Genomic DNA, 13,185 nt, shown 5'->3' with positions numbered 1-13,185 from the left:
TCGTTGCACTTATGTATCCGGTGTGCTTTTCTGGTGTGGTGGCCGCGAGGCACTGCCCGGCCCGGCATGCGCACCCTCTCCCCTCCGAACGGAGCGATCCGCCGTGTCCAACGGTCGATCCCCTTCCCGCGAATGGAGCACCACCATGAACACCGAACGACGCACCCCCCGAATCGCCGTCATCGGAGCCGGTCCAGGCGGTCTGACCTGCGCCCGCATCCTCCAGCGGCACGGCATCGACGTCACCGTCCACGACCACGAGACCGGCCCCGAGGCGCGCAACCAGGGCGGCACGCTCGATCTGCACGAGGACAACGGCCAGATCGCCCTGCGCGAGGCCGGACTGCTGGACGACTTCTTCCGCCTCGCCCGCCCCGAAGGGCAGGAGATGCGCCAACTCGACCACGCGGCGGGCACGATCGGCTTCCACCACCTCCCGGAGCGGGGCGAGCGCTTCAAGCCCGAGATCGACCGCGGACAGCTGCGCGACCTTCTCCTGAACTCCCTCCGGCCCCGCACCGTGCGCTGGGGCCAGACCCTGAGGTCCGTCGACGGTCCCTCCCAGGGGCCGCGCCTGCTGCGTTTCACCGACGGCACGAGCATCGAGGCCGATCTCGTCATCGGCGCCGACGGCGCCTGGTCCAAGGTGCGCCGCGCCGTGTCCGACGCCACCCCTCAGTACACCGGGATCAGCTTCCTGGAGGCGTGGTTCCACGATGTCGAGCACCGGCACCCCGACATCGCCGCACTCGTCGGCCAGGGCAGTGCCGCCGCGGCCGACGGCGAGCGCGGGCTGTTCGCGCAGCGCAGCAGCGGCGACCACATCCGCGTCTACGTCATCCAGCGCGCCCCCGCCGACTGGATCGCCGCGGCCGGCCTCGGCGTCGAGGACACGGTCGGCATCCGGGACGTCCTCCTCGATCGCTACCGTGACTGGTCCCCCCGGCTGAGGCGGATGCTCAGTGACAACGACGGCCTCTACGTCGACCGCCCGCTGTACGCACTCCCCGTCCCTCACACCTGGGAACACGACCCCACCGTCACCCTGCTCGGGGACGCCGCCCACCTCATGCCCCCGCTCGGTGTCGGCGTCAACCTCGCCATGCTCGACGCCTGCGAACTCGCCCTGGCCATCGCCCGCCACGAGACCGTCGACGACGCCGTACGGGCCTACGAGAAGACCATGGTGCCCCGCTCCGCCGACATGCAGCACGCACTCGACGGCCACGCCGACGACCTGCTCTCCAATGAACCGCACGCCCCTCACGACGCCTGACCTCATGTCACACGGCCCGACCTCCGCGACCTCCAGGCCGAAGGGCGCTTGCCGGGGTTCGCCGCCGGTGAGGTCGGTAGCCTTCCCGTTGTGATCAAGGATGAGGGCAGCGGTCGAGCCGGGGACGGACTCGAGGCGCGAGGATGGGGCGCGACGCGGTCGTGGGTGGAGAAGCGACTCGCCCCGGGGGAGCGGATAGTAGCCGCCGAGCGTCTGAGAGGCGGTTGGACCTCGCACATGCGCAGGCTCCGGATCTCCGGTCCGGACGGCCAACGGGCCCTCGTCCTGCGGTCCTTCGAGAAGCCCTTCTACCTGCGGCACGCGGACGGCCTGCTGTCCCGCGAAGCGACGGTTCTGCGTCTGCTCGCGGACACGGGTGTGCCCGCGGCCGGACTCGTGGACGTGGACCCGTCCGGCACGCACTGCGGCCACCCGTCCTTGCTGATGTCACTGCTCCCCGGGTCCGTGCGTCTGGACGACCGAGGTGCCGAGCGCCGGGCGGATCTGCTGGCCGCGCAGTTGCTGCGCGTTCATCGGATCGAGGTCCCCGCGGCGGCACGGCCGCGGACTTGGCAGGCCTGGACCTCACCGGAGCGGGTGACGCTCCCCGAGTCCACGGCGCGGCCGGAGCTGTGGCACCGGGCCGTCGACGTCATCCGGCAGGATCCTCCGCGTCACCGACCCTGCTTCCTGCACAGGGACTTCCACCCCGGCAATGTTCTCTTCGAAGGCGACGGGAACGACGTACGCGTCAGCGGTGTCGTCGACTGGGTGGAGACCTCGTGGGGACCGGCCGACCTCGACGTGGCCCACTGCTCGACAGCCCTGACCCTGCTGCACGGTGTCCCCCTGGGCATGAGCTTCGCGGACCGCTACCTCGCCGCGGGAGGGCAGTTGGCCGACCGGAGCGCGGCACACCTGTACTGGCGGCTCATCGACGCCCTGGCCTTCGCCCCCGACGCGGAAAAGGTCGCCGTCCCCTGGCACGAACTCGGCCGCACAGATCTGACCCCGACCGTTCTGACCAGCAGACTCGAGGACTACATCGCCGCCCTGTTCGAGCGGTACGCATAGATTGGCTCCCTCGGACTCGGCACGTTGAGCGGCATCGACGGGGGATGTCCTGCGGAAGCCGACGGAGTCCGCGTGGATGCGGCGGTCGTGGTGCCACAGGTGGCCCAAAGCCCGTCAGGAGCGCGCCCGAGCCCCTTGCGTGCTACCAGTCCCGGACGGACTCGACTCCTGAGACGAGGTCGACGCGGGCGCCGTCGGAGCTGCCGCCGTGGAGTCTTTCGACCTCGTTCATGAGGTGATCGAGGGCGTCGAAGAGCTCCTCGCGCTCGACCGTCTCGATGCAGCCCGATCGGCGGTCGAGCTGGTTGAACGTCTCACCGTAGGCACGCCCGATCTCCGCCATGCGTGTCGAGCGGACGACCGAGGATTCCTCGGCGAACACTTGGAGGACCGCCTTCCGTGTCGACTTGTACTGCGTGACGGCTCGCTTGTAGACAGCGGCGCCGATGTGTTCGCGCCCGTCCCAGTCGCGCAACGGGTTGTTCCGATTCTCCTCGACCCATTCCGGCTTACGTGCACGGAGGACGGACACATAGGTGCCCGCCGCGACTTCCTTCCGCCAGGCCTTGCGCGTGGCCGAGGCGTACGCGGCGGGGATGCTGTAGACGTCCAGCGATTCCAGCTTCGGCACGCACCGCGGACGAAGACGGTCTTCCCCGGCCATCCCGAACAGGTCGGCGACGGCGATCTCCTGGAGGGAGGAGAGCTTGTTCAGCTCGCCCGCGGCGGACAGGAGACCCATGCGCCCGCGCAGGTTGAGCGTGACCACCTCGGGGAAGCGCCGGACGAGCCGGGTGCAGTCGAGGGAGTCGATGTCCCTGATCGTCAAGTGCGTGATCTCCGACCGCGGTGCTGTCTCCCGGTCGAGGAACTCATTGACCGCCTCCCCGGTGTACTCCGACTTCCAGGCTTCGACCGCCTCGTTGCGGAGGCCGTTGTCCCAACGTCGTTGCCGGGTGAGCTGGTCACCCAGACACCATGTCAAGGCCCAGGAATTCGACGGTTCGTCATGGAGCAGGGGCAGCACTCCGATGACCTTGTGACTGCGGGGCAGAACCCATGTGTGGTTGCAGTAGGACAGGGCCCCGTTCCACGAGTGGTGGGTCAGCCGGAGCGGGGCGACGTCGCCGAGGTCGGCCACGGACGACGGTTCGGGGCCCGACCAGTCCAGCTCGAGCACGGCCGCCGTCTGTGAATCGGCGTCGAGTCGCACGATCTGCGCCGCCGTCCAATTCTCAAGACGGCGTGAATAAGCGCTCACCACATCGCCGGCCTTGAGCGGTCTCGGCGGTAGGGCCTGCTTCCGAAGAGCCATGCGCCGATGCTAGACCGACCTGCTGACATCGCCGTCCAGCAGTCGGCGCAGCTTCGGTGACGTGCAGGGGTCGGGCAGGACGAAGCCGCCCGGTGCCTGGGAGGTGTACGACAGCTTTCGCAGGGCGGGGGACGGGAACGGCCAGCACGTCTCGACGGACCAGTGCGCACCGCTCAGGTCGGCACCCGCCATGTCCGCGCCCCGCAAATCGGCGCCCGAGAGGTCGGCGCCCCTCAGACGTGCCGCGCGGAGCGAGGCGCCGTGCAGGACCGCGCCGCGCAGATCGGCGCCGGACAGGTCGGCGTCGGAGAGGATCGCGGACAGGAGGTTGGCCTCGGTCAGGCGCGCCCCTGCCAGGTTCGCCTCCGTCAAGTGGGTCGTGTAGAGCTGGGCGCCCGACAGGTCCGCGCCCGACAGGTCCGCCGAGCCGAGGTAGGTGCCAGCGAGGTCCGCGCCGCTGAGGTGTGCCTCCCGCAGATCGGCGAACGGCATGAGGGCGAAGGAGAGTTGTGTGCCCGCCAGCCGGGCTCCGGCCAGCCTCCCTCGGATGAGGACGGCGCTGTCGAGGTTCAGGTCGGAGAGGTCGACGCGGGCCAGCAGGTCTCCGGGGAGGTAGGCCAATTCCTCAACGAGGCGGCGCAGTTCCTTGACGGCGGGCGTGCGAGGGTCGCGGCAGGCCTCCTGGTGTCCACGCTGCCAGTCGGCCAGTTCGCGAACGCGGTCGAGACCGGACATGGGCATCGGCATGACCCGGGTCCGGGCCGTGGAGCTTCGCCCGCGTGACGGCGCCTCCACGTCCAGGAGGACGGTCGGGTCGTACGGGGAAGGGACACCAGGCACGCCCCCGGCGCCACCGCCGTTCTCCTCGGACCGCACCGGTGCGCCGGACCCGGGTCCGGCCGGACCGTTCGTCCTGATCCACGCGTCCATCGCGGCCCCGACCAGGGAACGTGCCGCTCCCGCGTCGGCGGGCCGGTCCGCCCGGTCCGGCGCGAGCAGCGCGAGGACGAGCCCGTCGACCTCGGGAGGCAGCGGCTCGCGGGAGTGGAGGGAGGGCGGGGGCGGCAGCTTCCTCTCGTAGAGGCCGCCGCACTCGGGCCTGGCTCCGGTCAGCAGCTCGTACAGCACGCAGCCCAGGGCGTACAGATCGGCCCTGCCGTCGGTCGTCCCGGGCGCGCCGAGCTGTTCGGGCGCCATATAGGCGGGCGTTCCGACGGCCTGGCCCGCCAGGGTGAGCGGCTGTGCCGTGTCTGGCTCCCGGACGAACCGGGCGATGCCGAAGTCCAGGAGCTTGACGGTCCCCGTGGGGGTGACCATCACGTTGCCCGGCTTGATGTCGCGGTGCAGCAGCCCGGCCGCGTGCGTGACCTCCAGCGCCCGGCAGATCTGTCCGGCCCAGTCCAGGATCAGGGGCACCGACGCACCGTCGGCGGCCCGGTCCAGCGTGTGTCCGGCGACCAGTTCCATGACCACGAACACGGTCCCGTCCGTGTCCTGCCCGTAGTCGAGTACGGCCACCACGCGCGGGTCCCATATCCGTCCGAGCGCTCTCGCCTCCGAGGCGAGCCGTTCCTGCGCGGCCGGCACACCGTACGCGGACGGCAGCACCTTCAGCGCGACCGGCCGGCCGATCCGCTCGTCCTCCGCGCGCCAGACGACCCCCATGCCGCCGCGCCCCAGCACGTCCTTGAGCCGATATCGCCCGGCGAGCAGTGCCTGTGTCATGGCTCCCCCTGAACAACAAATAGCGTCGCACTGACGAGAATTCTCGTCAGTGCGACGCTATCCTGGGTCGTGGGCGCCTGTACAGTCCGGTCGTCGGCGCTCGGCGATCAGCGCACCACCTCGTCGGCCAGAAGGTCCATCAGGAGGCCGTCGTGCCAACTGCCGTCCAGGCCACGCTCATAGCGCCGCATGATGCCGACCGGACGGAAGCCGACCTTGGAGTAGCAGCGGATCGCCGCGGTGTTGTCGGCCGCCGGGTCGATGGTGAGGCGGTGGTGGCCGTGGACGTCGATGAGATGGCAGGCCAAGGTCCGTACCGCGTCGGTGCCCAGGCCCCTGCCGTGCGCCGCGGGATCGAGGAAGAGGTCGATGCCGGCGTGCCGGTAGTCCGGATCCTCCTCGGCGTGCCACTGGATCATTCCGATGATCCGCCGGCCGTCCTCCACCGTCAGGCATCGAGTGTCGGGGTCCTGGAGATCGGCCGCGATCTCCGCCGCGAGATCGTCCCCGCCCCGCCATCGTGCGCGTACTTCGGGCGTGGCCCGGATGGCGGCCAGTGCGGGGACGTCGTCCGGGAGGGTGGGCCGGAGAGTGACGGTGGCGCCTTGCAGCACGGTCATGTCCCACGACCCTAGTGCGATCGGCCGCGGGTTGCCCGCCGTCATCGGCGCGACCGACGGGAACCGCTCCCCAACAGCCTGGCCTGCTCACTCTTCAGCCGTGTGAACCGGTCGGTGGTGTACTCCCGCACCCCGCGGCCGGGGAAGTGCACCACTGACAGATGCTCCGCGAAGTCCCCCTGCGCCCAGCGCGCGGCGGTGATCTCATAGCCGGAGACATGCGCACAGAGCTGCAGCAGCGCCTCGGGCATCTCCTCCTCGATGAGGAGGTCCGCCCTGGTGACCACCACGTCCCGCATCGCCCGGATGTTGGGGATGAACACGCTCGTGGCCCAGGTGCGCCACTGGGCCAGTTCCCCCTCGGTCGGTGGTATGTCGTGGTCGAACGGGTCCCGGCCGTCCTCGCGGGCGTACGTCGCCGAGAAGGTGTCGTAGATCCGGCTGTTGGACTCCATCAGCGCGAACAGGGGACCGTAGAAGTGGTTCAACTGCGCGTTGACCCGGTCGAGTCGGGCCTGCCGCTGGGTGAGGCGCAGGCCGTTGGCGTACGTCGCCAGGTAGCCGAGGAACGCCAGCCCGACAGTGGAGATCATGGTGAGCATGGGAGGTGATGGTAAGGCGTTCTCGGCGCGCGCACCGTCTGGCCTCGGCGCGGGCAAGGCTCCCCCGAGTTCCCGCAGTTCAGCTCGACGACGGTCGGGTTCGCCGGGGCGACCCGCGCTCGAACGGTGACGGGGGCGGTCTGTGCAGGGTCCAGGTCTCGGTCGCCGCCACCTTGAACTGCCGCACGGGAAAGCCTTGTTGGCCGCATTGACAGGGACGCGCCATGTCGCTTCACTGCCCCGAGGAAGGTACGGACCACGCCGACCGCCGCCCGCACGGCTCGCCACAGGGTCGTCGGCCCCGCACAACGCCCGCCGTCCCCGGCATCCTCCATCGTGAAATCGAGGCGAGTTCCGGTGTCCTTGCGCAGCGCCGACATCGTTGTCGGCTCACGGTTCATCGGGTTCCTCATGGCGGCCGTTCTCGCCTGCGCGGCAGTCGTCCCGGCCGCGTCGCCCGCGGCCGCCGCCACCCAGGTGTGCGCACTCGCCTGTGACACGCTCGACCCCTCACTGGCGAGGCAGGAGAGCTTCCCGGTACCGACCAAGAACCTCAACGGCCGGCGCCTCGAACTGCATGTCTCCGACGCGGACGACATGGTGTGGGCCAGCATCGACGCCGGTGTGACCGGCGACTCGGTGTGGCTCGACCGTTCCTGGGACGGCGGCGCCACCTGGGACGGACTCCTCGGGAAGGCCGCCATTCCGGGAACCTGGACCGGCACCCGGACCCTGATGTACAACATCACCGATCCCCGCAACCACCGGCGCGGGCTGGTCCGGGCCTGCGGCGACGCCGCCGCCGTCGGCTGCACCGCCTGGGCCTACCCCACCGTCTGCGACAGGCTCTGCGACCGTACCGACGCGGGTCAGGCGGCCGGCGACGACCAGCCCGTGCCGTCCACCACCCTCTACGGCCGTACGATCCGCCTGCACGTCGACCAGAAGAACTCCATGGCCTGGGCGAGCGTCGAGTCCGGTGCCGGCGGCGACGAAGTCTGGCTCGACCGTTCGTGGAACGGCGGCTCGACCTGGCCGGACGGCTCCTCCCTCGGCCGCACCGCCGTCCCGCAGGGAGCCGCAGGCACCCGCACGACGATGTACGCCACCCGCGATCCGCGCGGCCTGCTCTACGGCGGTGCGGTCCGCGCGTGCGGCCGCGAGGCCGGCCACCAGGAGGGGAGCTGCACCGCGTGGGCCAGGCCCGTGCCGACCCGGGCACGCGCCGCGGCGGACGCGCTCATGTCCTCGTACGACCCCTACAACGGCTGGTGGCCCAGCAGTTGGTGGAACTCCGCCGCCACCCTCACCGCGCTCGTCGACTTCGCCAGGACGACCGGCACGCACGACTACGACTGGGCCGTCGCGCGCACCTACGAGCAGAACAAGGGCGCCTTCGCCGCCGGCGTCCGCAGCTCGGACGCGATCGAGGGACACTTCATCAGCCGCTCCATCGACGACTCGGGCTGGTGGGCCATCGCCTGGATCGACGCGTACGACTACACCGGCGACTCCCGCTATCTCGGCGAGGCCGTGACCATCGCCGGCTACGTCCAGCAGTACTGGGACCCCGGCACCTGCGGGGGCGGCGTGTGGTGGGACCGGGAACGCACCTACAAGAACGCCGTCACGAACGGCCAGTACCTCTGGCTGACCACCGCGCTCCATCAGCGCATCCCGGGCGACACGGTATGGCTTCAGCGAGCCAGGACCGCCGCGGCCTGGTACAGGTCGAGCGGGATGATCAACTCCTCCGGGCTGGTGAACGACGGGCTCACCTCCACCTGCGCCAACAACGGCGGCACCGTGTGGAGTTACAACCAAGGACTGGCGATCGGCGCTTTCACCGAGCTGTGGAAGTCGACCGGGGACGGTGCGCTGCTGACCACCGCCCGGACCCTGGCCGACGCCGCCATCGGCAGCCCGCCGCTCACCCGGGGCGGCGTGCTCACCGAGTCCTGCGACGTCGGCTCGGCGTCCTGCGACGACAACCAGAAACAGTTCAAGGGCATCTTCATGCGGAACTTCGCCGACCTGGCGAAGGCCACCGGTTCCAGTACCTACCAGAGCTACGTCCAGCAGCAGGCGGACACACTGTGGGCCCAGGACCGCAGCTCCTTCAACGCGCTCGGTGAACGCTGGGCCGGCACCCTCCCCAACCAGACCGACTGGCGCACTCAGTCCAGCGCGCTCGGAGCCCTCACCGCCGCCGCGGGTTGACGCCCTCCTGATACCTGGGGCGGGTGCTCATGCCGGCGTCGCCCGGCGGTTGCTCAGGAGAGTTCCGTCGAGGCCGGCACCGCCGCGGGGCCGAGGGAGAGGAACCTCTCCGACTTGGCGGCAAGATGACGGTCGAGGTACTCCGCGGCGTCGTCCGGGCGCATGCGGGCGAGGGCGACCAGGGCCGTGATGGCCACGTCGGCGACCTCCGCGTGAGCCTCCTCCCACGACGTGGTCCCCTTGCGGGGGTTGGTGCCACGCGCTCCGATGACCGCCTGGGACGCCTCCCCGGTCTCCTCGGCGATCTTGAGCACTTGCAGACTCCACTGCTCCTCCCGGGCCAGGCCGAGCGCGGTGTCGTGTTCCTCGAAGCGACGGGCGAGTTGACCGATGGTGTCCCAGACGTTGCCGTCCACGGCGTGGTGTCTCCTTCGGGGGGTACGGGTCGCCGCGCCGAGGCCGTCGAGTCCGACGTGAGGGTTCCGCGGCGTTGTCACGTCCGTAATGATCCCAGCATCCCACCGCCGGACTCCACGAGCCGCACGTGCTGCTCGTTCTCGGTGACTCCCGCTTGATTCGTCCTGTACATGCCCGGAATTGTGGCCTCCGTCATGGCGCATGTGATCTTGGCCTGATGAGATCGCCGGATGCTCGGTTTCCTCATCCGTCTCCTGCCGTTCTGGGTCCGCGAGCCGCTGCTCATCGCGATCGGATCCGTTCTCGGCATACGCATCATGTATCTCGCCGTGACCGATCATGATCTGGTCGCGGCCGGTCTCGGTGTGGTGTTCCTCGTCTTCACCGCGATACGTGTCCACGGGGTGATCCGGGCCCTGCGTGCGCGCCGGAACCCGAGTCCGGCAGCCTCGGGGGACGGGGCGGTGGCCGACGGTGTGGCTCCGGCCCAGCCGCAGGCGACGTCTCAGACACAGACACAGACACAGACACAGACACAGGTCCAGGCCGCGCCGGGGGCGCGTCCCGGTCCGGGTGCTCCGAAGAAGGACCACAACGCATGGGGCCAGGCCGTCGCCGCCCTGGCCATCTTCGGTGCGCTCGGGGCGGCGCTGTGGCTGGCCCCACGCTTCGCGCCGTCCGGCGACAACACCCCGCAGCCCGCCTCGTGTCCGGAAGAGACCCACGAGGAACTGCCGAAGCCCTTCAAGAAGAAGCCCAAGCCCGTGACCGGTGACGAACTGTGCAAGGCGGTCAACAGGCCCTACCTGGCCGAGCTTCTTGGAACCCCTGGTGAGAAGGCGACCACCGCTTCCAGCAGCAACAACACCGGACCTCTGACGGATGGAAAGGTCGCCGTGCCGGAGACCGAGGTCGGCTTCGACACGTACACGGTGAACGTCTCGGCCACGTACAACGACCTGTCCATCGACCAGTACGTCAAGCTGATGAAGTTCGGGAACGAGAGCGACGTCAAGACGCTCAAGGTACGCGGCCGGTCCGCGGTCCTCTCCTCGGACCACACCATGAAGCTCGAGATCAACCTCGGGGGTGACGGCGGATCCGGCGGTCCGGTCCAACAGGGGCCCCTGGCCAGGACGTTGTCCGTGGCCCTGGACCATGACGACCGAGGCGGCTACTGCGAGATCACCGTGTGGAGCGAGTCGGGAGCCCTCCCGAACGACAGTGCCCTCCTCGGCATCGCCGAGAAGGTTCTTCCGGAGATCCCCGAACGAACCGGCCGTTAGGACGTCGGCACCGCGGTTGAGGCCTGATCGCGGTGTCCCGGTCGCCGGTCACGACAGGCTGCTCCAGTACGGCCAGAACCGTGTCAGAACCAGCAGCGCGATCACCCCGTACCAGGCGCCCAGCAGCATGCCGTGTGTGTCCCGGAGGACGACCGGCGCCCGGCTCGGCGCCGGCAGGAAGCCCTGTTCCAGGCAGTGCAAGGTGACGTACAGGAAGAGCGCGATCGTGGCGACCCATACGACGGCGCAGTAGGGGCAGATCTTGTTCAGTTCGTACAGCGACTGCGTAATCAGCCAGTGGACGAACACCACCCCGGCGAAGGTCGCGGCGTTCAGCGCCAGCCAGACTCCGCGGTGCAGCCGGGCGCCGGTGAGGACGGCGACGCCCAGAGCGGCCACCACGGCGAAGGCGGCCAGCCCGATAAGCATGTTTGGGAATCCGAACACGCTGCCCTGAGAGCTGGACATGACGCTGCCACAGCTCACGACCGGACTGATGTTGCACGGGGGCACGTAGGCCGGATCGCGTAGCAGACGCCAGTCGTCCACCGTCAGCCGGAAGGAGGCGAGCCAGCCGATGACTCCGGTCAGGAGCATCACCAGGCCCGTTCGCCGGTGGGTGCCCGACGCGCGGGTCACGGTCGTGGCCGGTGCGCTGTCCGCCGAGCGGCCAACTCGATGATCGTTCTCCATGGCCGTGACACTAGGTGGCGCCGATCTCGGGGTATCTGGTCCGGCGGTCCCTGCCTGACCGTCGTTCGGGCCCCTGCGTCCGGCAGGATCGGGGACGAACGGCCCCTGTTCCGGACCCGGTCGGCCGACGGATGAGGTGCGGCTCCCGTTGCACGCTGGCGTCGGCGGACCCATCGGGCACCATGCCTTCAGGGACCGATCCACCGTGCGAAGGAGTCTCGATGCAGACCCGGAAAGTCGACGCCGCGACGGTGCGCACCCTGCTGGCCGCGGCGGTGGCGGCGCCATCGATCCACAACACTCAACCCTGGCGGTTCGGCCTGGATCCGGACACCGGCGTGATCAAGGTCCGTCTCGACCGTGCACGACGGCTGCCGAGGGCAGATCCCCGGCTGCGCGCCCAGCACCTGTCGGTGGGGGCGGCCGTCTTCAACCTCCGCGTGGCCGCCGAGCACCTCGGCTGGGATCCGGTCGTCGTGCTCTGCCCCGTTCCGCAGGATCCGGACCTGCTGGCCACCGTAGAGCTCACGACGCCGGCCGCGGACGCGCGGCTGCCGCTGCGCGACCTGTACGACGAGGTCCAGCGGCGCCACACGAGCAGGATGCCCTTCACCGGCCGCCCCGTGCCCGAACCGATCGCCTACGAGATGATCAGCTCGGCCCGGGCCGAGGGCGCGCACCTGGAGGTGCCGGACATCATCGGGACCCGGCGCCTGCTGCGCCTGACGCAGGCCGCCGAGGCCCGCAACGCCGCCGACCCGGCCCGGGCGGACGAGGAACGCTCCTGGATCACCGCGCCGGGCGGCGACGGCTCGTACGGCATCCCGGTCACGGCCCTGGGTGCGCGGGACGCGTCCGGCCGCATGCCGGTCCGCGACTTCACCGCCGGGCTGCCCGTGCCCGGACTGCCCGCCCTGCGCTTCGAGCGCCACGCCCAGGTGGGCCTGCTGTGGACCGCGTACGACTGGCGGGAGGACTGGCTGAGGGCGGGGCAGGCACTGGAGCGCGTCCTGCTCACGGCGACCCGGCACGGGGTGCGGACCTCGGTACTGCACCAGGCGATGGAGTGGCCGGACCTCAGGGCTGCGACGGCCGGGGAGAAGCGGCGGTGCCGCCCGCAGGCACTGATCCGCTTCGGCTACGGCACCGACGGCGGCCACACACCCCGCGCCGACGCGGGGCCCGTACCGGATGCGGAGGCGGGTTCCGGGGGCTGCGGGTCGAGGGGGAGCTAGGTCTGTGGGTGGCGAGGCGGAACGAGGATCTGACCGGCCTGGCGCCGGCGGTGGGCGGGACGAGGGGGCGGGTGGGGCCCGGCTGCGGCGGTGAGATGGCGCAGGCGGGGTCGGCTGGTCGCAGTGGTGACAGGGCACAGGGGGCTGACTGGTCGCAGCGATGAGGTGGCACACGAGGGGGCTGGCCTGTGGCGAGGCCACAGGCGGGTGGCCGTAGGTGTGGGCCCGACCGGGGTCAGCGCGTCACGCCGGTCCCCGGAGTTCGCGTCCGGTGACCATCTCGGATTCGATCCTGACGAACACCGCGCTCCGCAGCGGCATCCAGGAGGCCGGGCCGGCCTGCGACAACCGCTCCTGCTCCGCGCGGTCGGTCACCACGGTGGCGCGGCCGGTGACGACCACGCTCCACCCGGACCGGGTCTCCGCGTCGAACTCGTCCGCCTCGAAGGCGACCACGACGCGGTCGATCGCGCGGACGAGCTCCGATTCCGACGAGGTGCGCAGCAGCACGGAGTCGTCCGTGTCCAGACAGAAATTGACCGGAAGGACCGCGGGCAGGGCCTGCCGGGTGTACACCACGCGGCCGACCGGAACCTTCGCCAGGAGGCGGATGCACTCCTGCCGGTCGAGTTCGTGAAATGTGTCTTCCTGGGACATCCAGCCATGGTCCCTCCCCGGGACGGGACCGAGTAGGGCCGGTCGGCCCTACCGAGGGGGAGCCG

The 13,185-nt window shown here is 70.2% G+C and carries 12 protein-coding genes; 5 read left to right on the top strand and 7 right to left on the bottom strand.

The window, feature by feature from the left end; all coding sequences use genetic code 11:
• The first annotated feature begins 145 nt into the window (after positions 1 to 145).
• Positions 146 to 1,276, top strand: a complete 1,131-nt coding sequence (locus ACFYYF_RS14130) for an FAD-dependent oxidoreductase (protein WP_388775126.1) — start codon at positions 146 to 148, stop codon at positions 1,274 to 1,276.
• Positions 1,277 to 1,366: 90 nt separating this feature from the next.
• Complete coding sequence (locus ACFYYF_RS14125; RefSeq protein WP_388775123.1) at positions 1,367 to 2,350, top strand: phosphotransferase family protein; 984 nt, start codon at positions 1,367 to 1,369, stop codon at positions 2,348 to 2,350.
• 142 nt (positions 2,351 to 2,492) lie between these two features.
• Here ACFYYF_RS14125 and ACFYYF_RS14120 read toward each other — a convergent pair whose 3' ends face one another.
• The 4 genes from ACFYYF_RS14120 to ACFYYF_RS14105 form a co-directional block, all read right to left on the bottom strand.
• Positions 2,493 to 3,665, bottom strand: a complete 1,173-nt coding sequence (locus ACFYYF_RS14120) for a hypothetical protein (RefSeq protein ID WP_388775120.1) — start codon at positions 3,663 to 3,665, stop codon at positions 2,493 to 2,495.
• A 9-nt stretch (positions 3,666 to 3,674) separates the two neighbouring features.
• On the bottom strand, positions 3,675 to 5,390 hold the full coding sequence (locus ACFYYF_RS14115; protein ID WP_388775117.1) for a serine/threonine-protein kinase: 1,716 nt from the start codon (positions 5,388 to 5,390) through the stop codon (positions 3,675 to 3,677).
• A gap of 107 nt (positions 5,391 to 5,497) precedes the next feature.
• A complete protein-coding gene (locus ACFYYF_RS14110; protein ID WP_388775114.1) occupies positions 5,498 to 6,010 on the bottom strand; it encodes a GNAT family N-acetyltransferase in 513 nt (170 codons plus the stop codon).
• 41 nt (positions 6,011 to 6,051) lie between these two features.
• Positions 6,052 to 6,612 carry a hypothetical protein gene (locus ACFYYF_RS14105; protein ID WP_388775111.1) on the bottom strand — a complete coding sequence of 187 codons (561 nt, stop codon included), beginning with the start codon at positions 6,610 to 6,612 and terminating at the stop codon, positions 6,052 to 6,054.
• Between the two features lie 357 nt (positions 6,613 to 6,969).
• Here ACFYYF_RS14105 and ACFYYF_RS14100 point away from each other — a divergent pair, with 357 nt between their 5' ends.
• The gene (locus ACFYYF_RS14100; RefSeq protein WP_388775108.1) at positions 6,970 to 8,832 is read left to right on the top strand and encodes a glycoside hydrolase family 76 protein; all 1,863 of its coding nucleotides are present in this window, start codon (positions 6,970 to 6,972) and stop codon (positions 8,830 to 8,832) included.
• Between the two features lie 53 nt (positions 8,833 to 8,885).
• Here ACFYYF_RS14100 and ACFYYF_RS14095 read toward each other — a convergent pair whose 3' ends face one another.
• Positions 8,886 to 9,248 (bottom strand): MazG-like family protein, encoded by a 363-nt coding sequence (locus ACFYYF_RS14095; protein ID WP_388775105.1) that lies wholly within the window; start codon positions 9,246 to 9,248, stop codon positions 8,886 to 8,888.
• 231 nt (positions 9,249 to 9,479) lie between these two features.
• Between ACFYYF_RS14095 and ACFYYF_RS14090 the strand changes: the two genes are divergently transcribed.
• Positions 9,480 to 10,535, top strand: a complete 1,056-nt coding sequence (locus ACFYYF_RS14090) for a DUF6215 domain-containing protein (protein ID WP_388775102.1) — start codon at positions 9,480 to 9,482, stop codon at positions 10,533 to 10,535.
• Positions 10,536 to 10,583: 48 nt separating this feature from the next.
• Here the strand turns inward: ACFYYF_RS14090 and ACFYYF_RS14085 are convergent, their stop codons facing one another.
• On the bottom strand, positions 10,584 to 11,228 hold the full coding sequence (locus tag ACFYYF_RS14085) for a vitamin K epoxide reductase family protein (RefSeq protein WP_388775099.1): 645 nt from the start codon (positions 11,226 to 11,228) through the stop codon (positions 10,584 to 10,586).
• 221 nt (positions 11,229 to 11,449) lie between these two features.
• Here ACFYYF_RS14085 and ACFYYF_RS14080 point away from each other — a divergent pair, with 221 nt between their 5' ends.
• Positions 11,450 to 12,463, top strand: coding sequence for an Acg family FMN-binding oxidoreductase (locus ACFYYF_RS14080; protein ID WP_388775097.1), 1,014 nt, complete (start codon positions 11,450 to 11,452; stop codon positions 12,461 to 12,463).
• Between the two features lie 243 nt (positions 12,464 to 12,706).
• On the opposite strand, the gene ACFYYF_RS14075 is transcribed toward ACFYYF_RS14080, so the two are convergent.
• Positions 12,707 to 13,120: a pyridoxamine 5'-phosphate oxidase family protein gene (locus ACFYYF_RS14075; RefSeq protein WP_388775094.1), complete on the bottom strand. Its 414-nt coding sequence runs from the start codon at positions 13,118 to 13,120 to the stop codon at positions 12,707 to 12,709.
• Between the last annotated feature and the right edge of the window lie 65 nt (positions 13,121 to 13,185).

Origin of the sequence: Streptomyces sp. NPDC001914 (assembly GCF_042891215.1) — a bacterium.
GTDB lineage: Bacteria > Actinomycetota > Actinomycetes > Streptomycetales > Streptomycetaceae > Streptomyces.
This window is presented reverse-complemented; position numbering and strand designations above follow the sequence as displayed.

Excerpts from the sequence above, each read along its gene's own strand:
- ACFYYF_RS14075 (WP_388775094.1), bottom strand. The coding sequence starts at position 13,120 with ATGTCCCAGGAAGACACATTTCACGAACTCGACCGGCAGGAGTGCATC.
- ACFYYF_RS14120 (WP_388775120.1), bottom strand. The coding sequence starts at position 3,665 with ATGGCTCTTCGGAAGCAGGCCCTACCGCCGAGACCGCTCAAGGCCGGC.
- ACFYYF_RS14105 (WP_388775111.1), bottom strand. The coding sequence starts at position 6,612 with ATGCTCACCATGATCTCCACTGTCGGGCTGGCGTTCCTCGGCTACCTG.
- ACFYYF_RS14130 (WP_388775126.1), top strand. The coding sequence starts at position 146 with ATGAACACCGAACGACGCACCCCCCGAATCGCCGTCATCGGAGCCGGT.
- ACFYYF_RS14110 (WP_388775114.1), bottom strand. The coding sequence starts at position 6,010 with ATGACCGTGCTGCAAGGCGCCACCGTCACTCTCCGGCCCACCCTCCCG.
- ACFYYF_RS14115 (WP_388775117.1), bottom strand. The coding sequence starts at position 5,390 with ATGACACAGGCACTGCTCGCCGGGCGATATCGGCTCAAGGACGTGCTG.
- ACFYYF_RS14080 (WP_388775097.1), top strand. The coding sequence starts at position 11,450 with ATGCAGACCCGGAAAGTCGACGCCGCGACGGTGCGCACCCTGCTGGCC.
- ACFYYF_RS14085 (WP_388775099.1), bottom strand. The coding sequence starts at position 11,228 with ATGGAGAACGATCATCGAGTTGGCCGCTCGGCGGACAGCGCACCGGCC.
- ACFYYF_RS14090 (WP_388775102.1), top strand. The coding sequence starts at position 9,480 with ATGCTCGGTTTCCTCATCCGTCTCCTGCCGTTCTGGGTCCGCGAGCCG.